This is a genomic window from Lysobacter auxotrophicus, assembly GCF_027924565.1.
Classification (GTDB): domain Bacteria; phylum Pseudomonadota; class Gammaproteobacteria; order Xanthomonadales; family Xanthomonadaceae; genus Lysobacter_J; species Lysobacter_J auxotrophicus.
Genome location: NZ_AP027041.1, coordinates 809,571 through 832,963 on the forward strand (window position 1 = coordinate 809,571; position 23,393 = coordinate 832,963).

22 protein-coding genes, 1 other RNA gene and 1 riboswitch are annotated in these 23,393 nt (G+C 68.5%); of the genes, 15 read left to right on the plus strand and 8 right to left on the minus strand.

What is annotated here, in order from left to right; translation table 11 throughout:
* The first annotated feature begins 186 nt into the window (after positions 1-186).
* Positions 187-1,920, plus strand: a complete 1,734-nt coding sequence (locus LA521A_RS03585) for a DUF1800 domain-containing protein (RefSeq protein ID WP_281781011.1) — start codon at positions 187-189, stop codon at positions 1,918-1,920.
* A 9-nt stretch (positions 1,921-1,929) separates the two neighbouring features.
* Positions 1,930-3,375, plus strand: coding sequence for a DUF1501 domain-containing protein (locus LA521A_RS03590; RefSeq protein ID WP_281781012.1), 1,446 nt, complete (start codon positions 1,930-1,932; stop codon positions 3,373-3,375).
* A gap of 296 nt (positions 3,376-3,671) precedes the next feature.
* On the opposite strand, the gene pyrF is transcribed toward LA521A_RS03590, so the two are convergent.
* From pyrF to lpxO, 3 genes are all read right to left on the minus strand, one after another.
* Entirely contained in the window at positions 3,672-4,487 is an 816-nt protein-coding gene (pyrF, locus tag LA521A_RS03595) for an orotidine-5'-phosphate decarboxylase (protein ID WP_281781013.1), read from the minus strand.
* A 150-nt stretch (positions 4,488-4,637) separates the two neighbouring features.
* On the minus strand, positions 4,638-6,299 hold the full coding sequence (gene ettA / locus LA521A_RS03600) for an energy-dependent translational throttle protein EttA (RefSeq protein WP_281781014.1): 1,662 nt from the start codon (positions 6,297-6,299) through the stop codon (positions 4,638-4,640).
* Between the two features lie 266 nt (positions 6,300-6,565).
* Positions 6,566-7,513 carry a lipid A hydroxylase LpxO gene (lpxO, locus tag LA521A_RS03605; protein ID WP_425494559.1) on the minus strand — a complete coding sequence of 316 codons (948 nt, stop codon included), beginning with the start codon at positions 7,511-7,513 and terminating at the stop codon, positions 6,566-6,568.
* A gap of 124 nt (positions 7,514-7,637) precedes the next feature.
* Here lpxO and glyA point away from each other — a divergent pair, with 124 nt between their 5' ends.
* The 10 genes from glyA (at position 7,638) to LA521A_RS03655 (ending at position 16,133) form a co-directional block, all read left to right on the plus strand.
* Entirely contained in the window at positions 7,638-8,891 is a 1,254-nt protein-coding gene (gene glyA, locus LA521A_RS03610) for a serine hydroxymethyltransferase (RefSeq protein WP_281781016.1), read from the plus strand.
* 105 nt (positions 8,892-8,996) lie between these two features.
* Positions 8,997-9,518 carry a transcriptional regulator NrdR gene (gene nrdR / locus LA521A_RS03615; RefSeq protein ID WP_281781017.1) on the plus strand — a complete coding sequence of 174 codons (522 nt, stop codon included), beginning with the start codon at positions 8,997-8,999 and terminating at the stop codon, positions 9,516-9,518.
* Positions 9,518-10,618, plus strand: a complete 1,101-nt coding sequence (ribD, locus tag LA521A_RS03620) for a bifunctional diaminohydroxyphosphoribosylaminopyrimidine deaminase/5-amino-6-(5-phosphoribosylamino)uracil reductase RibD (protein ID WP_281781018.1) — start codon at positions 9,518-9,520, stop codon at positions 10,616-10,618. Before nrdR ends, ribD begins: the two co-directional genes overlap by 1 nt.
* Positions 10,619-10,653: 35 nt before the next feature.
* The gene (locus LA521A_RS03625; protein ID WP_281781019.1) at positions 10,654-11,415 is read left to right on the plus strand and encodes a class I SAM-dependent methyltransferase; all 762 of its coding nucleotides are present in this window, start codon (positions 10,654-10,656) and stop codon (positions 11,413-11,415) included.
* Between the two features lie 109 nt (positions 11,416-11,524).
* Positions 11,525-11,712, plus strand: a riboswitch (FMN riboswitch).
* 180 nt (positions 11,713-11,892) lie between these two features.
* Positions 11,893-12,492, plus strand: a complete 600-nt coding sequence (locus tag LA521A_RS03630) for a riboflavin synthase (protein WP_281781020.1) — start codon at positions 11,893-11,895, stop codon at positions 12,490-12,492.
* Positions 12,493-12,502: 10 nt separating this feature from the next.
* Positions 12,503-13,615, plus strand: a complete 1,113-nt coding sequence (gene ribB, locus LA521A_RS03635) for a 3,4-dihydroxy-2-butanone-4-phosphate synthase (protein ID WP_281781021.1) — start codon at positions 12,503-12,505, stop codon at positions 13,613-13,615.
* A gap of 133 nt (positions 13,616-13,748) precedes the next feature.
* Positions 13,749-14,216 carry a 6,7-dimethyl-8-ribityllumazine synthase gene (gene ribH, locus LA521A_RS03640; protein WP_281781022.1) on the plus strand — a complete coding sequence of 156 codons (468 nt, stop codon included), beginning with the start codon at positions 13,749-13,751 and terminating at the stop codon, positions 14,214-14,216.
* A complete protein-coding gene (gene nusB / locus LA521A_RS03645; protein WP_281781023.1) occupies positions 14,213-14,674 on the plus strand; it encodes a transcription antitermination factor NusB in 462 nt (153 codons plus the stop codon). Before ribH ends, nusB begins: the two co-directional genes overlap by 4 nt.
* A 70-nt stretch (positions 14,675-14,744) precedes the next feature.
* Complete coding sequence (thiL, locus tag LA521A_RS03650) at positions 14,745-15,713, plus strand: thiamine-phosphate kinase (protein WP_281781024.1); 969 nt, start codon at positions 14,745-14,747, stop codon at positions 15,711-15,713.
* A gap of 234 nt (positions 15,714-15,947) precedes the next feature.
* On the plus strand, positions 15,948-16,133 hold the full coding sequence (locus LA521A_RS03655) for a hypothetical protein (RefSeq protein WP_281781025.1): 186 nt from the start codon (positions 15,948-15,950) through the stop codon (positions 16,131-16,133).
* 3 nt (positions 16,134-16,136) lie between these two features.
* Here the strand turns inward: LA521A_RS03655 and LA521A_RS03660 are convergent, their stop codons facing one another.
* The 5 genes from LA521A_RS03660 to LA521A_RS03680 all read right to left on the minus strand — a co-directional run bounded on the left by LA521A_RS03660 (position 16,137) and on the right by LA521A_RS03680 (position 20,870).
* Positions 16,137-17,519 carry an FAD-binding oxidoreductase gene (locus LA521A_RS03660; protein WP_281781996.1) on the minus strand — a complete coding sequence of 461 codons (1,383 nt, stop codon included), beginning with the start codon at positions 17,517-17,519 and terminating at the stop codon, positions 16,137-16,139.
* On the minus strand, positions 17,516-18,049 hold the full coding sequence (locus tag LA521A_RS03665) for a metal-dependent hydrolase (protein WP_281781026.1): 534 nt from the start codon (positions 18,047-18,049) through the stop codon (positions 17,516-17,518). The genes LA521A_RS03660 and LA521A_RS03665 overlap by 4 nt, the downstream gene beginning before the upstream one ends.
* A 1-nt stretch (position 18,050) precedes the next feature.
* Entirely contained in the window at positions 18,051-18,998 is a 948-nt protein-coding gene (locus tag LA521A_RS03670; protein WP_281781027.1) for a DUF4349 domain-containing protein, read from the minus strand.
* 113 nt (positions 18,999-19,111) lie between these two features.
* Positions 19,112-19,492 (minus strand): YraN family protein, encoded by a 381-nt coding sequence (locus tag LA521A_RS03675; RefSeq protein ID WP_281781028.1) that lies wholly within the window; start codon positions 19,490-19,492, stop codon positions 19,112-19,114.
* The gene (locus LA521A_RS03680; protein ID WP_281781029.1) at positions 19,476-20,870 is read right to left on the minus strand and encodes a penicillin-binding protein activator; all 1,395 of its coding nucleotides are present in this window, start codon (positions 20,868-20,870) and stop codon (positions 19,476-19,478) included. The genes LA521A_RS03675 and LA521A_RS03680 overlap by 17 nt, the downstream gene beginning before the upstream one ends.
* Before the next feature lie 68 nt (positions 20,871-20,938).
* On the opposite strand from LA521A_RS03680, the gene rsmI reads away from it, so the two are divergent.
* The 3 genes from rsmI to mraZ all read left to right on the plus strand — a co-directional run bounded on the left by rsmI (position 20,939) and on the right by mraZ (position 23,386).
* Positions 20,939-21,817: a 16S rRNA (cytidine(1402)-2'-O)-methyltransferase gene (gene rsmI, locus LA521A_RS03685; protein WP_281781030.1), complete on the plus strand. Its 879-nt coding sequence runs from the start codon at positions 20,939-20,941 to the stop codon at positions 21,815-21,817.
* A gap of 268 nt (positions 21,818-22,085) precedes the next feature.
* An RNA gene (gene rnpB, locus LA521A_RS03690) (RNase P RNA component class A) lies at positions 22,086-22,439 on the plus strand.
* A 500-nt stretch (positions 22,440-22,939) separates the two neighbouring features.
* The gene (mraZ, locus tag LA521A_RS03695) at positions 22,940-23,386 is read left to right on the plus strand and encodes a division/cell wall cluster transcriptional repressor MraZ (protein WP_206860013.1); all 447 of its coding nucleotides are present in this window, start codon (positions 22,940-22,942) and stop codon (positions 23,384-23,386) included.
* Positions 23,387-23,393 lie beyond the last annotated feature (7 nt).

Genomic DNA, 23,393 nt, shown 5'->3' on the forward strand with positions numbered 1-23,393 from the left:
GGTCCGCTCCAGTTTCTTGTCGCTGGATGGCGGCTTCGTCACGCGTTGCACACATTTCCTGCCGGACTTGTGGACGCCGTCACGTTCAGCATCTTCAAAAGCGGACGGACCGCCGATTGTGGAAGCGAGGCGGGCGCTACCTTGCGCACCGCTCGCCGCGTGCTCGCGGCCGACAGGGGAAAACCGATGAACATCAGGCAGGGTGCGCGGGCCGGCATGCTCGCGCTCGCGCTGTGCGTGCTTGCCGCGTGCGGCGGCGGGGGCGGTGGCGGCGACGAAGGGGGCACGCCGCCGCCGGCCAGCGGCGGTGGCGGCGGCGGTACGCCGACCGCGCCGAAACCGCCGGCGCCGTATCCCGACATCCCGGCGACCAACGCCGACGCCGCGCGCTTCCTGACGCAGGCGACGTTCGGCCCGACGGCGACCGAGATCGCGCGGCTGAAGCAGATCGGCTACAAGCGCTGGATCGACGAACAGCTCGCGCAGACGCCGACGCTCATGCTGCCGCACCTGCAGCAGCTGGTCGCCAACGGCGTGACCACGCCGACGCCGCAGCATCGTCGCAATTACTGGTTGTGGCAGGCGGCGAATGCGCCGGACCAGCTGCGCATGCGCATGGCCTTCGCGCTGAGCGAGATCATGGTGGTGTCCGATCGCGAAGTCGCCGACGGCAATGCGACCGTGTTCCGCATCGCCGACTACCAGGACACGCTCGCACGCGGCGCGTTCGGCAGTTACCGCGCGCTGCTGGAGAAGGTTTCCGTGCATCCGGCGATGGGCTACTTCCTCAGCCACGTCGGCAACCGCAAGGCCGATCCGCGCCGCAACATCACGCCGGACGAGAACTACGGCCGCGAGGTGATGCAGCTGTTCTCCATCGGCCTGGTGAAGCGCAACAAGGACTTCAGCCCGGTGCTGGACGCCAACGGCCAGACCATCCCGACCTACGACGAGCAGGTCGTGAGCGCGATGGCGCGCGTGTTCACCGGCTGGACCTACGCGGGCCAGACGGATGCGCAGTTCGGCCGCGGCGACAACACCAGCTACGCGCCGATGGAATGCCACACCGCGTTTCATGACGACCAGCCCAAGCAGATCTTCGACGGCATCGTCGTCAGCGAAGGCAACAACTGCGTGGCGAGCATGGGCAAGACGCTCGACGCGCTGGCCAACCACAGCAACACCGCGCCGTTCATCAGCCGGCAGCTGATCCAGCGCTTCGTCACCAGCAACCCGAGCCCGCAGTACGTCGAGCGCGTCGCCAACGTGTGGACGACCAGCACCGGCGACATGGGCAAGGTGATCCGCGCGATCCTGCTCGACACCGAAGCGCGCATGCCGCCGACCGACGCGTCGTACGGCAAGCCGCGCGAGCCGCTGGTGAAGCTCGCCACGCTGTGGCGCGCGTTCGACGCGAAGTACGTGCCCAGCGCGATGGGGGAGGTGAAGTTCGCCTTCTCCAACGCGGGCGACCTCGCCAACTCGCTGCAGCAGGACTCGCAGCGCGCGCCGTCGGTGTTCAACTTCTTCGAGCCCGATTACCGCCTGCCGGCCGCCGACGGCGTGCAGGGCATGTTCGCGCCGGAGTTCCAGATCCTCACCGAGGCGACGTACCTGAGCATGCTCAACCAGCACGATTCGCTGGTGTGGAACAACGCCGCCGCCGCGCCGACCGCGACGACGAACGCGCCGTACCTCGACCTCAGCAAGCTGACCACGCTGGCCGAGGCGAACGACCACGCCGGCATGGTGCAGCAGGTGAACCTGCTGATGTTCCACGGAGCGCTGAGCAACGCCAACGCGCAGGCGATGGTGTCCATGCTCGACCGCCTCGCCACGGCCAAGGATTCCGCCGCCAACCGCGCCAAGTCGCTGGTGCTGCTGGCGATGGCCTCTCCCGAATTCGCGATCCAGCGCTAGGAGCCCGTCATGTCCCGTCCCATTCGCGAAGACCGCCGCGCGTTCCTGCGTCGCGTGCAGGCCGTGATCGCCGGCGGCGCCGCGTACGCGCTGATGCCGCAGCTGGAGCTCGTCGGCCGCGCGTTCGCCGCCGAGCCGCTGCCCGGCAACGACTACAAGGCGCTGGTCTGCATCTTCCTGTTCGGCGGTAGCGATTCGTTCAACATGCTGATCCCGCACGAAGCGGCCGAGCATGCGACGTACCTCACCAGCCGCGGCGGCGTGTACGACGCCACCACCAATCCGTTCGGCCTGGGCTATGCGCGCGACGCGCTGGTGCAGGTGGCCGACACCAACGGCAAGGTGTGGGGCCTGAACCCCTCGTGCGCGGCGATGAAGCCGCTGTTCGACGCGGGCGAGCTGTCGTTCCTGGCGAACGTCGGCTCGCTCACCGTGCCGCTGACCAAGGAAGACGTCACCAAGCGCCTGAAAACGCTGCCGCCGTACCTGTATTCGCACAACGACCAGCAGAAGCAGTGGATGCGCGGCCACACCAACCGCGCCGGCGTCACCGGCTGGGGCGGCCTGCTCGGCGATCGCGCGGAGGCGTCCAACCTCGGCCTGCAATCGCTGCCGCCGTCGATCTCGATCGCCGGCAGCAACCTGTTCCAGTTCGGTCGCACGACGCTGCCGTTCGCCATGGGCTCCGGCGGCGCGACGACGATCAACCGCTTCCGCAACAACAACAGCACCGCCGACCGCATCCGCTACGAGTCGCTGCGCGGGATCATCGAGTCCTCGCACAGCCCGATCCTGCAGGACCAGTACGCCGTCATCGGCGACAGCGCGATCAACCTCAACGACACGCTGCGCGTGGCGCTGGATCCGGAGAACGGCGGCGACATCGCCACCGTGTTCCCGACGGGCAGCGGCGTCGCCTCGCAGCTGCGCATGGTCGCGCGCATGATCAAGGCCGCGCGTACCTCGGCGATCAACCATCGCCGCCAGATCTACTTCGTGAGCCTGGGCGGTTTCGACACGCACCAGAACCAGATGGCGCCGAACGGCCACGGTCGCCTGCTGCAGCAGCTGGCCGAAGGCTTGGCCGCGTTCCGCACCGCGCTGTCGGAGATCAACGCGCTCAACGACACGGTGACCTTCACCATGAGCGACTTCGCGCGCACGCTCAACAGCAACGGCAACGGCACCGATCACGGCTGGGGCGGCGTGCAGCTGGTGATGGGCGGGTCGTCGAACAACGGCGGCGCGCTGCGCGGACAGCAGGTGTGGGGCAACTACCCGATCCTGGAACTCGACGGCGCGCAGGCCGTGGGCCGCGGCCGCATGGTGCCGACGATGTCGGTCAGCCAGATGGGCTCGACGCTTGCGCAGTGGTTCGGCCTGCCGGCCGGCGAGGTGGGCACGATCTTCCCGGGGATCGAGAACTTCAACTCAAAGTTGGGATTCCTGGGATAAGGCGCAGTAGGGCCACTCTTCCATCGGAAGGAGGGGCATGGCGCTCTAGCCCCTCTCCCGCCGGGAGAGGGGTTGGGGTGAGGGGCAACGAAGCGAACGTGTTGAATCGGCGGTGCCGGGCAGCGCTGCAGTTGCCTCGTCCGACGCAATTAGCACCGTGCAAAGCAAGTGGGTTCCAATAACGGATCAACCGGCTCTTGTAGCCGGGGTAAGCGAAGCGCACCCGAGGTCTGTCACGCCTGACCCGGGTGCGCTTCGCTTACCCGGGCTACAAAGGCGAACAGCGAAACGCCGGTTCAACGAAACCGGTTGATCTGGTCCCGCAATTCACGCGCCGCGTTCGCGGCCGCTTCCGCGTAATCGGCGCCCTTCGACGCATACAGAATCGCGCGGGAACTGCTCACCATCAGGCCCGTGCCGTCGGTGCTCTTCGCATTCGTGACGACCGCTTCCACGTCGCCGCCCTGCGCGCCGACGCCCGGCACCAGGAACGGCACGTCGTCGCCGACGATCGCGCGGACGTCCTTCAGCTGCGCCGGCCACGTCGCGCCGACCACCAGCGAGCAATTGCCGTGCGTGTTCCATTCGCGCGCGACCTTTTCGGCGACGTGCTGGTACAGCGGGCGGCCGTCGATGACGAGATCCTGCAGGTCGCCGGCGCCCGGATTGGACGTGCGGCACAGGATGACCACGCCGCGATCGGCGCGATCCAGGAACGGCTGCACCGAATCCCGGCCGAGGTACGGATTGGCGGTGACCGCATCGGCGGCGTAGCGATCGAACGCCTCGGCCGCGTAATGCTGCGCCGTGCTGCCGATGTCGCCGCGCTTGCTGTCGAGGATGACCGGCACGCCGGGGTGATGTTCGTGGATGTGCGCGATCAGCCGTTCAAGCGCGTCCTCCGCGCGCAGCGCGGCGAAGTGCGCGATCTGCGGCTTGAACGCGCAGGCGTACTGCGCGGTGGCATCGGCGATGTCGCGGCAGAAGGCGAAAACCGCATCGCTGTCATTGGCGAACGACGCCGGGAATTTCGCCGGTTCCGGGTCGAGGCCGACGCAGACGAGCGAGTCGGCGGCGCTCCAGCGCTGTTTCAGGGAGGACATGAAGGTCATGCTGGCCTCGGCATTCGATGGATCTTGTTGACGCGCGTCGATCCTGCGCCCGCAGGACCGACGCGTAACCGCAACGACACTGGATCCCGGCTTTCGCCGGGATGACGAACCGGCAAAGGCGCCCGCGCTACGCGCGGACGCGCCGGTTCGTCACTTCAGTGCCTTGAAACGCAGGCGATGCGGCTGCGCACCTTCGGCGCCGAGGCGACGCTTCTTGTCTTCCTCGTACTCGCGGTAGTTGCCCTGGAAGAACTCCACGTGCGAGTCGCCTTCGAAGGCGAGGATGTGGGTGGCGATGCGGTCCAGGAACCAGCGATCGTGCGAGATCACGAACGCGTTGCCCGGGAACTCCAGCAGCGCGTCTTCCAGCGCACGCAACGTTTCGATGTCCAGGTCGTTGGACGGTTCGTCGAGCAGCAGCACGTTGCCGCCCTGCAGCAGCGTCTTGGCCATGTGCAGGCGGCCGCGTTCACCGCCCGACAGCGAACCGACCATCTTCTGCTGGTCCTGGCCCTTGAAGTTGAAGCGGCCGATGTACGCGCGCGACTGGATCTCGATGCCGTTGATGTTGAGGATGTCCAGGCCGCCGGAGACTTCCTGGAACACGTTGTGGTTGCCTTCCAGCTTGTCGCGGCTCTGGTCGACGTAGGCCAGCTTGACGGTCGAGCCCATGTCGATCTCGCCCGAATCCGGCTTTTCCTGGCCCGTGATCATCTTGAACAGCGTCGACTTGCCAGCGCCGTTGGGGCCGATGATGCCGACGATCGCGCCCGGCGGAACCGAGAAGGACAGGTTGTCGATGAGCAGGCGGTCGCCGAACTTCTTGCTGACGTTCTTGAACTCGATGACCTTGTTGCCCAGGCGCTCGCCCGGCGGAATGAAGATCTCGTTGGTTTCCTGGCGGCGCTGGTAATCGACCGACTGCAGCTCTTCCATGCGCGCGAGGCGCGCCTTGCCCTTGGAGCGGCCGCCCTTCGCGTTCTGGCGCGACCATTCCAGTTCTTTCTGGATGGCCTTCTGGCGCGCCTTTTCCTGGTTCTCTTCCTGCTTCAGGCGCTCGTCCTTCTGGACCAGCCACTCGGTGTAGTTGCCCTTCCACGGAATGCCGCGGCCGCGGTCGAGTTCGAGGATCCACTCGGCGGCGTTGTCGAGGAAGTAGCGATCGTGGGTGACGGCCACCACGGTGCCGGTGTAGCGCGCGAGGAACTGCTCCAGCCATTCGACCGATTCGGCGTCGAGGTGGTTGGTCGGTTCGTCGAGCAGCAGCATGTCCGGCTTCTGCAGCAGCAGGCGGCACAGCGCGACGCGGCGCTTCTCGCCACCGGACAGGTTGCCGATCTTCGCGTCCCACGGCGGCAGGCGCAGCGCGTCGGCGGCGACTTCCAGCTGGTTTTCCAGCGTGTGGGCGTCGCCGGCGGCGAGGATCGCCTCCAGGCGCTCCTGTTCCTTGGCGAGCGCGTCGAAGTCGGCGCCTTCCTCGGCGTAGGCGGCGTAGACGGCTTCCAGCGCGGCCTGTGCGTTGAGCACTTCGCCCACGCCTTCTTCCACGGCCTGCCGCACGGTCATCTCGGGATCCAGCTGCGGCTCCTGCGGCAGGTAGCCGACCTTGATGCCCGGCTGCGGACGCGCTTCGCCGACGAAATCGGTGTCCACGCCGGCCATGATCTTCAGCACGGTGGACTTGCCGGCGCCGTTCAGGCCGAGCAGGCCGATCTTGGCGCCCGGGAAGAAGGACAGCGAGATGTCCTTGATGATCTGACGCTTCGGCGGCACGACCTTGCTGACGCCGTTCATGGTGTAGATGTATTGCATGCGCTCTCCGGAACCGGGACGCGCCCATGCCGGCCGGGAGTGGCCTGGTCGGGCGGATGGAAGCGGCGATTATCCCGCAGAAGGGGCGGGTTTCCCAGCGCGGTCGCTGGCGGGCTTCAGCTCGAATCCGGGTCCGCCGGAGGTGCTCCCTTCTCCCGCTCGCGGGAGAAGGTGCCCGGCAGGGCGGATGAGGGCAGGGCGGCCACGTGGCTGGGGCGCCCTCACCCCAACCCCTCTCCCGCATGCGGGAGAGGGGCTAGCCAGCCTCAGATCCAGACGATGAACCCGACCGCCAGCGCCACCGCGGCGTATTTCAGCCCGTAATACAGCGACTTGTTGCGCTCGCGCAGGCCCTTGGCCTTCAGGCGCAGCGCGTAGAAGTACTTGAACAGCCGGTTGAACCCGCCGGTCTTGTCGCCCTCCTGATTGGGCGAGGCGCCGGCGGCGATGAGGTTGCGCGCGACGAAGCGGTTGAAGGCGCGGGCCGGCGCCGTGTGCAGCGGCCGCTCCACGTCGCAGAACAGGATGATCCGGTTCCCCTGCGTCTCGTTCCGGGCGCTGTGGATGTAGGTCTCGTCGAACATCGTCCACTCGCCGTCGCGCCAGCTGTAGCGCTGGCCGTCGACCTCGATGAAGCAGCCGTCGTCGTTGGGCGTTTCCAGGCCCAGGTGCAGGCGCAGCGAACCGGCATACGGATCGCGGTGCGGACGCAGCTCGCTGCCCGGCGGCAGTTCGGTGAACATCGCCGCCTTCACGCTGGGGATCTGCTTCAGCAGGGCGGTGGTCTGCGGGCACAGCTCGGCCGCCGACGGGTGCGCGTCGTCGTACCACTTCAGGTAGAAGCGCTTCCAGCCGCGGCGGAAGAACGAGTTGAAGCCCACGTCCGTGTAACCGTCGGCGGCCTTGATCTGCTGCAGCTCGCGCAGGCGCAGGGCTTCGGCGCGGATCGCCTGCCAGTTCTGGCGCAGCGGTTCCAGCTCGGGGAAGTGGCGGCCCGGATCGGCGATGAACGGCGTGGTCGGCACGCGCGAGAACGCGTACATCAGCACGTTGATCGGGGCCATGAAGGTGGAGTGGTCCAGCAATTGCCGGCCCAGGCGATGCCGTACCCGGCCGCGGTAGTGCACGTACACCGCGCTGGCGAGGAACAGCAGGACGAAGACCCATTTCACGGTCGAAGGATTCCCTGTGGGGTGGGAGCGGAAAGCTCGCATTGACGGCCGCATGGCCGGCTGCTCGCTGGCCGCATTTTAAGGCCTGGGCTACCATCTTCGACCCGGCCGCGCCAGCTTCCCGGGCCTCGCCGGCCCCCGCCCACCCACGCCCGAGGTTCGCCGAATGTTCCCCAGCTCCGCCCGCATCGCCGGTTACGACGATGAACTCGCCCAGGCCATCGCCAACGAGGCGCGCCGCCAGGAGGACCACGTCGAGCTGATCGCCTCGGAGAACTACGCTTCCCCGCGCGTGATGGAGGCCCAGGGCAGCGTGCTGACCAACAAGTACGCCGAAGGGTATCCGGGCAAGCGCTACTACGGCGGCTGCGAGTACGTGGACGTCGCAGAACAGCTCGCGATCGACCGCCTGAAGCAGCTCTTCGGCGCGGATTACGCGAACGTCCAGCCGCATTCGGGCAGCCAGGCCAACCAGGCCGTTTACCTCGCGCTGCTCAATCCGGGCGACACGATCCTCGGCATGTCGCTGGCCCACGGCGGCCACCTGACCCACGGCGCGAAGGTCAACGTCAGCGGCAAGCTGTTCAACGCGGTCCAGTACGGCGTGAACGACCAGGGCCTGATCGACTACGACGAGGTCGAGAAGCTCGCGCTGGAACACAAGCCGAAGATGGTCGTCGCCGGTTTCTCGGCGTATTCGCAGCAGATCGACTGGGCGCGCTTCCGCGCCATCGCCGACAAGGTCGGCGCGATCCTGTTCGTCGACATGGCGCACGTGGCCGGCCTGGTCGCCGCCGGCGTGTACCCGAACCCGCTGCCGCACGCGCACGTGGTCACGTCCACCACGCACAAGACGCTGCGCGGTCCACGCGGCGGCATCATCGTCGCCAAGGGCGCCGGCGAGGAGATCGAGAAGAAGCTGCAGTCGATCGTCTTCCCGGGCATCCAGGGCGGTCCGCTGATGCACGTCATCGCCGCCAAGGCGGTGGCCTTCAAGGAAGCGCTCGAGCCGGAATTCACCGCCTACCAGCAGCAGGTGGTGAAGAACGCGCAGGCGATGGCGAAGACGATCATCGCGCGCGGCTACAAGATCGTTTCCGGCGGCACGCAGAACCACCTGATGCTGATCGACATGATCGGCAAGGGCGTGACCGGCAAGGACGCCGAAGCCGCGCTCGGCCGCGCGCACATCACCGTCAACAAGAACGCGGTGCCGAACGACCCGCAGAAGCCGTTCGTCACCTCCGGCCTGCGCATCGGCACGCCGGCCGTCACCACCCGCGGCTACCAGGAAGCCGACTGCATCGAGCTGGCGAACTGGATCTGCGACGTGCTGGACGCGCCGAAGGACGAGACCGTCATCGCCGCCGTGCGCGAAAAGGTGACGGCGCAGTGCGCGAAGTTCCCGGTGTATGGCTGATACGGGAATCGGCAATCGGGACTTGGGAATGGCTGGAGCAGGAGTCCGCCGCTTCGGCTTCGCTTTCCGATTCTCCATTCCCCATTTTCCTTCGCCGGCTCTCTGATGCACTGCCCCTTCTGCCAGCACCCCGACACGCGCGTGATCGATTCGCGCGTGTCCGACGACGGCGCGACGATCCGCCGTCGTCGCGTCTGTGAAGCTTGCGGCGAGCGGTTTTCGACGCAGGAAACCATCGAGCTCAAGCTGCCGCTGATCATCAAGAGCGATGGCCGCCGCGAAGCGTTCGACGCCCGCAAGCTGCGCGCGAGTTTCGACCGCGCGTTGCAGAAGCGTCCGGTGTCGGAAGAACAGATCGAATCGTCCGTGCGCGCCGTCGTGCATCACCTGCGCATGACCGCCGAGCGCGAACTGCCGTCGCGCCGTGTCGGCGATTTCGTGATGACCGAACTGCGCAAGCTCGACCACGTCGCCTACGTGCGCTTCGCCTCGGTGTATCGCGCGTTCCAGGACGTGGCCGATTTCCGCGAGGAACTCGACCGCCTGGAAAGCGACGCGTCCGCCGAAGGGCAGTTGCCGTTGCTCGACGAGGAAGCCGAACCGTCGCCGCGTAAGGGCAAGCGCTGATGATCGCGGCGTTCACCGCCACCGACCACGCGATGATGGCGCGCGCGCTGCGGCTCGCCGAGCGCGGCGCGTACACGACCAAACCTAACCCGATGGTCGGCTGCGTGATCGCGCATGGCGACGAGGTCGTCGGCGAAGGCTGGCATCAGCGCGCCGGCGAACCGCACGCCGAGGTCCATGCCCTGCGCGACGCAGGCGAACGCGCGAAAGGCGCGACCGCCTACGTAACGCTTGAACCGTGCGCGCACACCGGTCGCACCGGGCCGTGCGCGGATGCGCTGATCGCCGCCGGCGTGTCGCGCGTGATCGCGGCGATGCGCGATCCGTTCCCGCAGGTCGACGGCGCGGGTTTCGAAAAGCTGCGCGCGGCGGGCGTCGACGTCGCGTCGGGCCTGATGGAAGCGCAGGCACGCGCGCTCAACCGCGGTTTCCTTTCGCGCGTCGAACGCGGCCGGCCGTGGCTGCGCGTGAAGCTCGCCACCAGCCTGGACGGACGCAGCGCGCTCGCGAACGGCGAATCGAAGTGGATCAGCGGCGAGGCCTCGCGCCTGGACGTGCAGCACTGGCGCGCGCGTAGCGGCGCGATCGTCACCGGCGCCGGCACGGTGCTGGCCGACGATCCCGCACTCACCGTGCGCATGGGCGACGACACGCCGTTCGTGCCGCCGCTGCGCGTGGTGCTCGATCCGGGTCTCGCCACTGTCGCGCGCGGCCGCGTTCGCGAAGGCGACGCGCCAACGCTGTACCTGCATGCGCCCGACGCCAAGCCGCCGCGCGGCCTGCTCGCGCAGCATGCGGCCGTGCCGTTGCGCGACGGACGCTTCGACCTGCATGCCGTGTTGCACCTGCTCGCCGAGCGCGGCGTCAACGAGATCCAGCTCGAAGCCGGCGCGACGCTCGCCGGCGGATTCCTCGGCGCGGGCCTGGTCGACGAAGTGCTGCTGTACGTCGCGCCCGTGCTGCTGGGCGAACGCGCACGGCCGATGTTCGACGGCCTCGCCATCGACACGATGACGCAGAAGTTGAAGATGGCGATCGTGGAGTCGCGCTACATCGGGCAGGACATCCGCCTGCTGCTGCGCCCGGGGCCTTCCGCGTAACCGCTGTCGATCCAGATTTCGCCGAGGAGACGCACATGAGCGGCGCGAACTTCAAGGACCATTTCTCCGGCATCGCCGATGCGTACGCGCAGGCGCGCCCGGAGTACGGCGACGACCTGTTCGATGCGATCGCCGCCGTCGTTCCACGCGAGGCACGCGTCTGGGAACCCGGTGCCGGGAGCGGGCAGGCCACGCGCGGGCTCGCCGCGCGCTTCGCGCACGTGCACGCGACCGAGCCCAGCGCGAAGCAGCTCGCGCAGCATTGGGCGCAACCGGGCACGGACAAGGTGAGTCTCGCGGTGGAGCCGGGCGAGCGCACATCGCTTGCCGATGCGAGCGTCGGATTGATCGCCGTCGCGCAGGCGCTGCACTGGTTCGATCGCACGACATTCTTCGCCGAATGCGAGCGCGTGCTCGCGCCGGGCGGCGTGCTCGCCGCGTGGGGCTATGCGGATTTCATCGCGCCGGAAGGCATGGTCGATGAAGTGGAAGCGTTCCGCAGCCGCATCGACCCGTACTGGCCGCCGGAACGCGAACAGATCGACGCGCACTACGCCGGCTACAACTGGCCGTTTCCTGCATTGCCCGCGCCGTCGCTCTGGCTGGAGGCGGAGTGGTCGCTGGCGCACTTCCTGCGCTATCTGTCGAGCATGTCGGCCGTCGCGCGCTGCACGGCCGACACCTTCGATGACCCGGTCGCCCGGTATGGTCCCGCACTCGCGGCGGCGTGGGGCGACGCCGACGAGACGCGGACGATCCGCTGGCCGCTGTTCCTGCACCTGCGGCAGAAGGCCTGAAGGCAAGCGGCGCCGGGCAGGGCGCCAGACGCGGAACACTCCGTCCGGCGGGCCTTCCCGGGCCCGGATGCTAGAATCCGCCCGCCGGTTCGCCGGCAACCACAATACGTAACGTCTTCAGGGCGGGGTGAGATTCCCCACCGGCGGTAGGTGCGATCGCGCGGGTTCCGGCGTTCGCACGAGCCCGCGAGCGCCTCGTCGCCACTGGCGAAGAGGGTCAGCAGATCCGGTCCAATGCCGGAGCCGACGGTCGGAAAGCGCGAGCTTCCCGGAAAGTCCGGATGAAAGAAGACAGCCGCACACGGCCCCGCGCCGTGCGCCTGCCTCATGCCTTGAGGCGTTTTTCGCTCATCTTCTTGAACGGGAAACGTTTCATATGCAGCTCCTTCTGCAACAGCCCGCACGGACAAGCGCGGGAATTCCAGGAAACGCATCGTCCGCCTGCAGCACCGGCCATCGACCGATGGAGGCGCGCTGATGTTCACCGGCATCATCGAAGGCGTCGGCCGCCTCGCATCCCTCGAACACCGCGGTGGCGACGTCCGCCTCACCGTCGACGTCGGCACGCTCGCGTTCGACGCGGTGCAGCTTGGCGAGAGCATCGCCGTCAACGGCGTGTGCCTCACCGTCGTCGAATTCGACGCGCGCGGTTTCGCGGCCGATGCGTCGAACGAAACGCTCGCGCTCACCACGCTCGGCGCGCTCGCCGTCGGCGACGCGGTGAACCTGGAGCGCGCGATGCGTCCGACCGATCGCCTCGGCGGGCACCTGGTCAGCGGCCACGTCGACGGACTCGGTCGGGTCGAACGCATCGAACCCGACGCGCGTGCGCAGCGCTGGCGTTTCGCCGCGCCTGCGCCGCTGCTGCGTTACATCGCGAAGAAAGGTTCGATCTGCGTAGACGGCGTCAGCCTCACGGTGAACGAAGTCGACGACGCCGGCTTCGAGGTCGCGCTGATCCCGCATACCGTCGCGCACACGCGTTTCGCGCATACGAACGTGGGCGATGCGGTGAACCTGGAAATCGATCTGGTGGCGCGTTATGTCGAACGGCTGCTCGCCGGTCGCGCGGAATAAGGGGAACGACATGCCTTTCAGCCCGATTCCCGAATTGCTCGAAGAGATCCGCAACGGCCGCATGGTGGTCATCGTCGACGACGAAGACCGCGAGAACGAAGGCGACCTGATCATGGCCGCCGAACTCGTGCGCCCGCAGGACATCAACTTCATGGTCACGCACGCGCGCGGCCTGGTGTGCCTGTCGCTCACGCGCGAACGTTGCCGCCAGCTCGGCCTGCCGCCGATGGTCCGCGACAACACCTCGCCGCACCACACCAACTTCACCGTCAGCATCGAGGCGGCCGAAGGCGTCACCACCGGCATCAGCGCCTACGATCGCGCGCATACCGTGCGCACGGCGGTGCGGCCGGATGCGTCGGCCAGCGACCTCTCGCAGCCCGGCCACATCTTCCCGCTGCAGGCGCAGCCCGGCGGCGTGCTCAATCGCGCGGGGCATACCGAGGCGGCGAGCGATCTGGCCCTGCTGGCCGGCCTGGAGCCCGCGGGCGTGCTGGTCGAGATCCTTAACCCCGACGGCAGCATGGCGCGCCGGCCGGAGCTGGAGGCCTTCGCCGCCGAGCACGGTCTGAAGATCGGCTCGATCGAGGAGCTGATCCGCTATCGGCTGGAGACCGAGCACACGGTCGAGCGCGTGGATGCGCGCGAGATCGAGACCGAGCACGGCGCGTTCGAGCTGTTCACGTACCGCGACCGCGTGAGCCATGCGCTGCACTTCGCGCTGCGCCGGGGCACGCCTGATCCCGCCGCCCCGACGCTGGTCCGCGTGCACATGCAGAACCCGCTCGCCGACGCGCTGCACTGGCGTCGACCGGATTTCGGCCCGGCGGTGGGCGACGTGCTGAAGGCGATCGCCGCCGAAGGCCGCGGTGCGCTGGTCCTGCTGGCCGACCAGGCCGATGCGGACGCGCTGCTGGCCCGCATCCGCGCGCCCCAGCACGCGGATGATGCGGCCTCCAGCCGCGGTCATGCGCTGGCCGAATGGCGTCGGAACGGCGCGGGTGGCCAGATCCTCGCCGACCTGGGCCTGGGCAAGCTGCGCGTGCTGGGCACGCCGCGAAAGCAGATCGGCCTGGCCGGCTTCGGGCTGGAGGTCGTGGAGTACGTCGAGACGCCGCACTGACCCGCTCTGCGCGAAGCTCGCCCGAAGGCGGCTTCGCTACCCCTCCCGGCCCTTCCCTGCAGGCAGGGGGGGAGTCCGAAAAGCCTCCGGGCTCGTCCGGGTTAGAATCCCCGCCCTTCACCAAGAACGCCCCATGACCCACTTCGAAGGCGACCTGCGCAGCCCCCCGGGCGCGCGATTCGCGATCATCGCCAGCCGCTGGAACCCGCGCATCACCGATACGCTGGTTGCCGGTGCGCGCAAGACCTTCGCCGAAAACGGCGTGGACGAGTCCGCGGTCGACGTCATCCGCGTGCCGGGCGCCTGGGAAATCCCGGTGGTCGCCGTGCAGCTGGCCAAGGCCGGTCGGCACGCGGCCGTGGTCGCGCTGGGATGCGTCGTTCGTGGCGACACGCGTCATTACGAGCAGGTCGCCGATGGGTGTTCCGACGGGCTGATGCGCGTGCAGCTCGACTACGGCCTGCCGGTCGCCAACGGCGTGCTGGCGGTGGAACGCCATGAGGATGCCGAGGCCCGCGCCGGCGGCACGCACGGCAACAAGGGCGAGGAAGCGGCGCTGGCCGCACTTGAAATGAGTCATCTGCTGGGGCAATTGCCATGAACCGTCGTCGTCCGGATGGAATCGATCCCGTTGCCCGCTCGCGTGCGCGTCGCCGCGCGCTGCAGGCCGTCTACGCGTGGCAGATGTCGGGCTCGAGCGCGCGCGAGGTAATCGCGCAGTTCGCCCACGAACAGGCCAAGGAACAGGCGGACCTTGAGTACTTCGAGGACCTGGTGCGTGGCGTGGAGACGAACGTGGAAGCGCTGGATGACGCGCTCAAGCCGTTCCTCGACCGCGACATCGAACAGGTCGACGCCATCGAGCGCGCCGCGCTGCGCATCGCCGCGTACGAGCTGCGCATGCGCCCGGACGTGCCGTACCGCGTGGTGATCAACGAGGCGATCGAAACCGTGAAGCGTTTCGGCGCCGAGCACGGCCACACCTACGTCAACGGCGTGCTCGACCACGCGGCCGCGGAGTGGCGCGCGACCGAAGTGAAGGCGCCGCGCCCGCGATGAGGGCGGCATCGCCGCGGCCGCGCAACGCGGTCGCGGTGGCAGCGTCGAACCGCACACGCCGGAGTGGCCCGTGAGTGATCCGCATCGCGACGCACGCGAATTCGACCTGATCGAGCGCATCCGTCGCCGCGTGCATTCGCGCGATGACGTGGTGCTCGGCATCGGCGACGACGCCGCGTTGTTGCAGGTGCCGGCAGGCCGATGGCTGGTCGTCGCCGCGGACACGCTCAACGCGGGCGTGCACTTCCCGGAAGACACCGCGCCGGCCGACGTCGGCTGGAAGTCGCTCGCGGTGAATCTGTCCGATCTCGCCGCGATGGGCGCCGAGCCCGCGTGGTGCACCTTGTCGCTGTCGCTGCCCGGCGGCGATGCGCATTGGGTGGACGGTTTCCTGGACGGTTTCCTGGAACTCGCGCACGCGCACCGCGTCGCGCTGGTGGGCGGCGACACGACCCGCGGCCCGCTTTCGATCAGCGTGACCGTGCACGGTTTCGTCGCGCCCAATCGCGCGCTGCGACGGGAGGCGGCCTGCGTCGGCGACGACGTCTGGGTCAGCGGCACGCTCGGCGATGCGGCCGGCGCGTTGGCGCAATGGCGCGCAGGGTCGCTGCGCGATGCGTTCCTGCGTGCGCGCCTGGATCGACCGACGCCGCGTCTCGCGCTCGGCGCGGCGCTCGCCGACGTGGCGAACGCATGCATCGACGTGTCCGACGGGCTGCTGGCGGATCTCGCGCATGTCGCGCGTGCGAGCGGTGTCGGTGCGCGGGTGGAACTCGATCGTCTGCCTGCATCGGATGCGCTGCGCGCTGCGTTCGACGATGCGACGCGCCACGCTTGGCAAGCCACCGGTGGCGACGATTACGAACTGTGTTTCACCGCTGCGTCGCAGATGCGGGAAGAGATCGAGCGGATCGCGCGTGAGACCGGAACGCCTGTCGCGCGTATCGGTCGCATTGAGGCGGGCGAGGGCGTGCGGGCGGTCGATGCGCTCGGTGCGCCGTGGGAATCCGCGCAGGTGGGCTATCAGCATTTCGCGTGAGCGCTGAAGCGAGGAAAAAAACGAAACGCGCTTCAACTTGAAGAGGGAATCGCGGCGCGCTCGCGGCGCCTACCGATCACCGCGAATACTCCGTTGCCCCTCACCGAGCCGTCTCCCCAGGGTAGAGGGGCTCGGGCCGAGCGGCCATAAGGCGAAAGCGCCCGTCGCTGAAGCGTCCCGCCAGCAGCGTAAGATCAGCCCATCGCCGGTGTCCCTTGCCCAAGGAGGATGCGCGTGGAAACGAGGTTCCTGATCGGCATGCTGTTCTTCATCGTGCCGACCGTGCTGCTCGCGATCGGCTTCTGGGTTCAGCGCAGGCGTGGCAAGGTCGGCAGCAACTGGGGTGCCGTGCTGCTCGTCATCCTGTGCTGGGTGGTCGGCATGATGCTGGTCATGCGCAAGCTCGACCAGTTCCTCTGACGCTCAGTCGGGCAGCAGCTTGCCCGGGTTGAGGATGCCGTCGGGATCGAACGCCGCCTTCACCGCGCGCATCATCGCCAGCGTTGGCGCGTCGATCGCCTGCGGCATGAACTCACGCTTCGCCAGCCCGATGCCGTGCTCGCCCGACAGCGTGCCGCCGAGCGACAACGTCAGTGCGAACACGCGTGCCATCGCCGCATGCGCACGCGCGGACTGCGCGGCGTCGTCGGGGTGATAGAGCAGGTTGACGTGCAGGTTGCCGTTGCCGGCGTGACCGAAGCAGACGATCGGCAGGTCGAATTCGCGTGAGAGCGCATGCACGCCGTCCACGAGTTGCGGGATGCGCGATACCGGCACGACGACGTCTTCGTTGATCTTCCCCGGCGCCAGCGTGCGCAGCGAAGGCGACAACGCCTTGCGCGCGGCCCAGAGCTTCTCGCGCGCGGCTTCGTCGGCGGCATCGTCCAGCGACACCAGACCCTCGCCATCGGCCGCACGCATCAGCGCTTCCATGTCGTGCGGCAGCGTCTGCGCATCGCCATCGGCTTCGATCATCAGCAGCGCGCCGGCGTCGCGCGGCAGGTCGGCGCCGCCGACGTCGCGCGCGAGCCGCACCGCGTCGGCGTCCATGAATTCGAGCATCGACGGCGTGACCGGCTGCGCCATCAGGCGCGCGACCGCCTGCGCGGCGGACGATACGTCGCGATAGATCGCCCGCAGCGCGCGCCGCGATTTCGGCGCCGGGGTGAGACGCAGGCTCGCCTCGACGATCAGCGCGAGCGTGCCTTCGCTGCCGACCAGCAGGCGCTGGAGGTCGTAGCCGGTCGCGCCTTTTGTCGTCGCGGTGCCGCAGTGGATCAACTCGCCCGTGCCGGTGACGGCCGTGAGCGCGAGCACGTTGTCGCGCGTGGCGCCGTATTTCACCGCGCGCGGACCGCCGGCATTGCACGCCAGGTTGCCGCCGATGCTGCTGTAGCCGGCGCTGGTGGGATCGGGCGGCCAGAACAGGCCATGCGGCTTCAACGCCGCCTGCAGGTCGCCGTTGAGCACGCCGGGTTCGACCACCGCGCAGCGGTCGCCCGGGCGGATGTCGACGATGCGGTTCATGCGTTCGAACGACACCACCACGCCGCCGGCCACCGGCACCGCGGCACCCGTCGTGTTGGTGCCGCGGCCGCGCGCGATCACCGGCACGCGCGCGGCGCGACACGCACGCACGAGGCCGACGACCTGTTCCCGCGTGGTCGGCAATGCGACCGCGTCGGGCAGCGCCTGCCGGCGCGAGTTGTCGTAGGCGTAGGTCAGGCGTTCGCTTTCGTCGGTACGCCACGCATCGCCGAGCAGGGAGCGGAGTTCGGAATCGAGCGTGGGCGGCAACGGCGTCATGGCCGCGAGGATACCGCCCGCCGCATCGCGAGGCCCGCCGCGGCGATCGACGCGCACGGCAACCAGATCCAGCGCAGCTCCGACGCCATCACCGCCAGACCGCGCGCGCTGAAGAACCCGGCGCCGATGGGCGATACGGCGATGGGACGCCAGGGCGCGAACAGGCGGGCGTCCGACCACGGCCACCACAAGGCCACGCCGAGGCCGCCGTTGGTGAGCGCATCGAGCAGCGGATGCGAGGCGACGCAGGCGAACAGCCACGCCGCGGCGATCCATGGACGTGTCTGCAGCGGTCGATGCAACCACGCGCCGAGCATCGCGACGACGCCGGCGAAGAACAGCGAATGGCTCGCGCCGCGATGGCCGAAGTCGTCCGCATAGGCGATGCCGAGCTTGAATGCCACGACGTCGGCATCGGGCAGCATCGCGGCGAGCATGCCCGCGGCGACAAGCCGCCGCGGCACGAGCCGCTGGCCGCAGGCGATGCCGACTGCCAACGGCACCACCGCATGGGTGAAGATCGTCGGCACGTCAGCGACGGCGCCCGCGCCAGGCGCGCAGGCCGGCCACCGCCAGCACGGCGCCAAGCCACAGCGGCCACAGGTATGCGAGGCCGACGATCACGTCGAGCGCGAGCCGCCAGCCTTCCGCCAAGGCCTCGCCGATGCGCGCAAAAAAGCCCGGCCCTTCGCGACGGATCGCGATTTCCAGGTCCGGCCGCTCGGTGCGGCGCAGTTGCGGGGCCTGGCGAATCGCGAGGCCGATGCGCGCGAATGCGATGCGGTCTTCCAGTTCGGCACGCGCGACGGTCGCCTCGTCGCGTTGCGTCTGCGCATCGGCGCGTGTGCTGACGGCGTCGACCCTCTCGCCTGTTTTTCCGGGCGCGCTGGCGACCTGCGCGAGCGCCTGCTGCGCCTGCTGGTGGCGCGCGAATGCGAGCTGCTGGCGCAGCAGGTCGAACTGCGCGTCGGTCGCCTCGACGTTGCGCGTATCGAGGAACTCGATCTGCCCGGCGAGCGCGCGGAGGAATTCCTGCGTGCGATCGCTCGGCACGCGCACCGTCAGCACGCCCTGCAGGGTGTAGGTGGTCAGTTCCACGCGCATGCCGTCGTGGCGCGCGTGCGAGCGCGTGTCGTTCACTTCGGTGCGGATGTCGTTGCGCTCGACGAAGCCGCCGTACTTCGCGACCAGATCCTCGATCGACAGCGCGGAGCGGTACACGTCGCGCACGCTGAAGGCGACGCTCGCGGTGCGGATGAAGCGGCGGCCGTCCTGCGTCTGCGTATTCGCCGCCGATTGCAGTTGCGTCTGCGTATCGGGCGGCGCAACTGGCGTCTGGGGACGCGAGGGAGGCCACGCGCCTGCCGGCTTGTCGAGGTTGACGTGCGGGAGTTCGGCCGACGCCGCTGCGTCCGCCGCTTCCTCCTTGCGGGAGCAACCACCCAGCACCAACGTCCATGCACAGGCCAGTACGGCCATCCGGATTGCCGTTCGCATCATCGTCCCCTGATCGCGTCGTGGAATTGCGCGGCCCGATGGCGCGCTGGATATCCAACGCATGTGCGCGCCCATCGGGGTTGGCGGATATTCGCCTACGCGTCGTCCGCGCGGAAGGCGTCTTTTACCCAGTTCAGGCGGGGCGATTCAGGGTCGCCGTCGGCTTCGACGACATCGAAGCGACAGGGGGCATTCGCATATTTGGGATGGTGCGCGAGGAACGCACTCGCCGCATGCACGAGCTTGCGGCGCTTGTGCACGTCGACCGACGCCGCGCCGCCGCCGAAGCGCGCATCGCGCCGGTAGCGCACTTCGACGAACACCAGGGTGGCGCCGTCGAGCATGACCAGGTCGAGTTCGCCGAAGCGGTAGTTCGCGTTCGCCGCGACGTCGCGAAGTCCGGCGCGGCCCAGGTACGCGCGGGCGGCGGCTTCCACCGCCGCACCGCGTGCGCGGCGATCAGCGAAGGGCGGCATCCGCCAGCGGCGTCGGCAGGCCCGCGCTGAAGGTCGACCACGACGGCGTGCGCTGCACGTTGCCGAAGCCGTCCAGGCGCAGCGTGCCGGTGGCGCCGTCGACGTGGCCATCGGCGGTGGTCGCCAGGCGCTGCAGGAAGGCGGTGATCTGCCACGCGTCGAAGCCGAACGCGAACAGGCGCGCGGCCGGGCCCTTTGCGTTGTTGAGCTGCGAACCGGCGATGCTCGCCGGCGGCAGGCCCGGGACGCCGCGCGTGGTCCAGGTTTCGCTCGGGAAGGCGATGCCGTCGAGCACGCGGTCTTCCTCGGCCTTGCCCGTGCCGGAGAGCAACTGCGAAGTCGCCACGCGCGGCTTGCCGGCCAGACCGGCCAGCGCAAGCTTCGGCATCAGCAACCGCGCGCTGCTGCCCTTCACCGCGAGAAAGAGGGCGTCCACGCCGCCTTCCTTCTGCGCGAAGGGGATGAAATCGGACGTGCCTTCGCCGGCGACGTCGGTCACCGTGGCGCCGCGCGCGGTCAGGCGTTCGCGAAGGCTCGCGACCGCACGCTGCTGCGTGTCGTCGACCGCGGCCACGACCAGCACGCGCTTGGCGCCGAGGCTGAGCAGGTGTTCGGCGGCGGCGATGCCTTCGTCTTCCGGCGACAGCGAGAAGCTGGCGTTGCCGGCAGGCGGTTCGCCGTCGCCGCGGTTGAGCGCGAGCACCGGCACCTGCAGCGCGCCCTTGGCGAACAGCGCATTGACTTCGTCGCGGCCGAGCGGGCCGACCACGAAGTCGTTGCCTTCCAGCGCGGCGCGATCGTATGCGGCCAGCGCGCCGCCCGGCGTGCCGGCGGTGTCGTAGAAGCTCACGTCGGGGCGCCGGCGCGGTTCGCCGTAGTAGCCGGCGAGGAAACCATCGCGCACCGGCGCGGCAGCCACGGCGAGAGTGCCCGACATCGGCAACAGCACGGCCAGCTTCACCGGCGGCCGATAGCCGTCCTGTTCGGCGGCGGGGCGGCCGGCGGCGTCGAAGTTCCAGCCGGTGCGATCGAACGGACGGGGCAGCGGCAGGCCGCGGCGCAACAGGGCCTGGCCGGCGTGGTTGTAGAGCGGATCGCCCGCGGCGAGCGAGGCCGCTTCGCGCGACAGGGTGGCGTTGTCGAGGGTCGACAGCAGGCGTTCGATCTCGCGGTCGTTCGCCGTGCGCTGCGCGCCGGAGAGGGCGGCGCCGCCCCGCGCGAGCTCGCCGGCCTGGGCGATCGTCGCGTTACGGCTCTGCTGCGAGGCCGTGGTGCCGGTGGTGGACACGGTCGCGCAACCGCCCAGCAGCATCGCGCTGAGCGCCGCCGCGCACATCCACTTCATCGCCCAACGGTTGGAAGCTCGGATCATCTGCATGCAATGCCGCGACGCGGCGTTCCTGTGGGACCGGTTAGGATTCTACCCGGCCCCACCGCAGACGCACGATGCAAACGCCCCAGTCCGCCGTTCCCGCCGCCTCCCTGAAAGCGGGCGGTTCGAACGCCCCCGGCACGCTTCACGTCGTCGCCACGCCCATCGGCAACCTCGGCGATCTCTCCGCCCGTGCGCTGGAAACGCTGAAAACCGTGGATGCGATCTGCGCCGAGGACACGCGCCACTCGCGCCAGTTGCTGTCGCACTTCGGGCTGGAGCGTCCGTTGATCGCGCTGCACGAGCACAACGAGGATGCGCAGGCCGCGCAGCTCGTCACACGTCTGCAGTCGGGAGAAAGCTTCGCATTGGTGTCCGATGCGGGCACGCCGCTGGTGAGCGATCCCGGATTCCGCCTCGTTCGCGCCGCACGCGCCGCGGGCCTTCGCGTCTCGCCCGTGCCGGGCGCGTGTGCGGCCATCGCCGCATTGAGTGTCGCCGGCATGCCGAGCGACCGGTTCGTGTTCGAAGGTTTCCTGCCGGCGAAGGCCTCCGCGCGACGCGAACGCCTCTCGCGCCTGACTGGCGAGGTCCGCACGCTGATCTTCTACGAGTCGGCGCATCGCATCGAGGAATCGCTCGACGACCTCACCGCCGCCTTCGGCGAGGCGCGTCGCGGCACGATCGCGCGCGAACTGACCAAGCTGTTCGAGACGGTGCTCGACGGCACGCTGGCCGACTTGCGCCAGCGCGTCGGCGCCGACCCGAACCAGCGCAAGGGCGAGTTCGTCGTGATCGTCGAGGGCGCCGGCGAAGACGCCGATGCGTCGATCGCCGAAGGCAAGCGCCTGTACGCGAAGCTCACCGAATACCTGAAGCCCTCGCAGGCGGCGAAGCTCGCAGCCGAGTTGAGCGGGGCACCGCGCAAGGCGTTGTACGGCGCCGAGGAGTGATAGCGCGAGAGCAACATCGCAGCGCGGCCCCGCAGGGATGATTTGCCGTTGACCCTTCGTTACCCCTCACCCCAACCCCTCTCCCGGTGGGAGAGGGGCTCAAGCTTGACAACGAAGTTGAGCCTCCAACGAAGCAAACAGCCCCCTTTAGTAAAGGGGGCGCCGCGGCAGCGGCAGGGATTTGGAGGCAGCGGCGCGGGGCCCGAAGTTTCGCCCAGCGAAACTTTGGGGGTGGCATTCAACTGCAAAGCAGTAGAATGCAGCCCGCGGAGTCGGCCAGGCAGTCGCGTCATCCGAAAGGATGCCGAGGAAAGTCCGGGCTCCACAGGGCACGGTGCCAGGTAACGCCTGGGCGGCGAGAGCCGACGGAAAGTGCAACAGAGAGCAGACCGCCGAACGGCGTCGCAAGACGTGCGTGGTAAGGGTGAAACGGTGCGGTAAGAGCGCACCGCGAGTCCGGCAACGGACCGGCACGGCAAACCCCACCGGGAGCAAAACCAAATAGGGAGACTATGCCGCGGCCCGCGGTGTCTCCGGGTAGGTTGCTTGAGCGTCGCGGTGACGCGGCGCCTAGAGGAATGACTGTCCACGACAGAACCCGGCTTATCGGCCGACTTCGCGCTTTTTCTTGCCGCTTCGCGGCGTCGAAACGCCCCAAAGTTTTGCCTCGGCAAAACTTCGGGCCCCGGCTCCGGAGCTTCCAATTCCCCGCGGCTGCCGCCGCGCCCCCTTTACTAAAGGGGGCTGTGGCTTCGGCGAGGCAGCCGTTGGCCGCCGGATTACCCCGGCCTATCGACTCGTCGATTCCGATCTGTTTCGCATATGGACGTGCGGATGCTGCGGGGCAGCATGCGCCGGCCGGCATTCGGATCGTGGCCGTAGGCTGCTGGCGATTCAAGCCGTCCGTCTCAAAATTTGAGACGAAACAATAGCTAGTGGATAAGTCTTGAACAAACCTGTGAAGTTCTTCGCAAGTCATTGACGCGACAGGTGAATTTCCCCTTCAAAACTTGTTGACAACCCTGTGGGGCGTGCCTAAGGTGGGCATCTGAGGGAAAACCGGGTTTTTTGTGGTTTTCCGTGAACAAGCCGTCCGTAGAGGCGGCCCCCAACAGGTGCGCAATGTTCCAAGGCGAGACCGCCATCACGATCGACGACAAGGGCCGGTTGGCGGTACCCACCGTCTACCGGGATGCCGTCGCGCGCGAGTGCGAAAACCGCCTGGTCATCACCTACAACCCCTTCGAGTCCGGCTCGCTGTACCTGTATCCGCAGGCCGCGTGGGAGCGGCTGCGCGACCAGGTCAATGCGCTGCCCAAGGCGAAGGCGGTCAACCGGAGCATGCAGCTCAAGCTCGTGGGCGCCGCGGCGTTCGTCGAGCTCGACGGCAATGGGCGCATCAGCATTCCGGCGAGCCACCGCGCGGCGGTCGGCATCGAGAAAAAGGCCGTGCTGCTGGGCATGGGCGACAAGTTCGAACTTTGGAGCGAGCAGGCGCACCACGCGCAGATCCGTCAGACGATCTCTGACGCCGATCTAAGCGAGGAGCTGCTCGACCTTCAGCTGTGACGGTGGG

Bases quoted from the DNA above. Each gene is read 5' to 3' on its own strand.
- LA521A_RS03660 (WP_281781996.1), bottom strand. From the start codon at position 17,519: ATGACGCCGTTGCCGCCCACGCTCGATTCCGAACTCCGCTCCCTGCTC.
- ribH (WP_281781022.1), top strand. From the start codon at position 13,749: ATGACCCACTTCGAAGGCGACCTGCGCAGCCCCCCGGGCGCGCGATTC.
- nrdR (WP_281781017.1), top strand. From the start codon at position 8,997: ATGCACTGCCCCTTCTGCCAGCACCCCGACACGCGCGTGATCGATTCG.
- LA521A_RS03630 (WP_281781020.1), top strand. From the start codon at position 11,893: ATGTTCACCGGCATCATCGAAGGCGTCGGCCGCCTCGCATCCCTCGAA.
- LA521A_RS03585 (WP_281781011.1), top strand. From the start codon at position 187: ATGAACATCAGGCAGGGTGCGCGGGCCGGCATGCTCGCGCTCGCGCTG.
- ribB (WP_281781021.1), top strand. From the start codon at position 12,503: ATGCCTTTCAGCCCGATTCCCGAATTGCTCGAAGAGATCCGCAACGGC.
- LA521A_RS03625 (WP_281781019.1), top strand. From the start codon at position 10,654: ATGAGCGGCGCGAACTTCAAGGACCATTTCTCCGGCATCGCCGATGCG.
- glyA (WP_281781016.1), top strand. From the start codon at position 7,638: ATGTTCCCCAGCTCCGCCCGCATCGCCGGTTACGACGATGAACTCGCC.
- LA521A_RS03590 (WP_281781012.1), top strand. From the start codon at position 1,930: ATGTCCCGTCCCATTCGCGAAGACCGCCGCGCGTTCCTGCGTCGCGTG.
- LA521A_RS03680 (WP_281781029.1), bottom strand. From the start codon at position 20,870: ATGCAGATGATCCGAGCTTCCAACCGTTGGGCGATGAAGTGGATGTGC.
- ettA (WP_281781014.1), bottom strand. From the start codon at position 6,299: ATGCAATACATCTACACCATGAACGGCGTCAGCAAGGTCGTGCCGCCG.
- rsmI (WP_281781030.1), top strand. From the start codon at position 20,939: ATGCAAACGCCCCAGTCCGCCGTTCCCGCCGCCTCCCTGAAAGCGGGC.
- nusB (WP_281781023.1), top strand. From the start codon at position 14,213: ATGAACCGTCGTCGTCCGGATGGAATCGATCCCGTTGCCCGCTCGCGT.
- ribD (WP_281781018.1), top strand. From the start codon at position 9,518: ATGATCGCGGCGTTCACCGCCACCGACCACGCGATGATGGCGCGCGCG.
- lpxO (WP_425494559.1), bottom strand. From the start codon at position 7,513: ATGCGAGCTTTCCGCTCCCACCCCACAGGGAATCCTTCGACCGTGAAA.
- pyrF (WP_281781013.1), bottom strand. From the start codon at position 4,487: ATGACCTTCATGTCCTCCCTGAAACAGCGCTGGAGCGCCGCCGACTCG.
- LA521A_RS03675 (WP_281781028.1), bottom strand. From the start codon at position 19,492: ATGCCGCCCTTCGCTGATCGCCGCGCACGCGGTGCGGCGGTGGAAGCC.
- mraZ (WP_206860013.1), top strand. From the start codon at position 22,940: ATGTTCCAAGGCGAGACCGCCATCACGATCGACGACAAGGGCCGGTTG.
- LA521A_RS03670 (WP_281781027.1), bottom strand. From the start codon at position 18,998: ATGGCCGTACTGGCCTGTGCATGGACGTTGGTGCTGGGTGGTTGCTCC.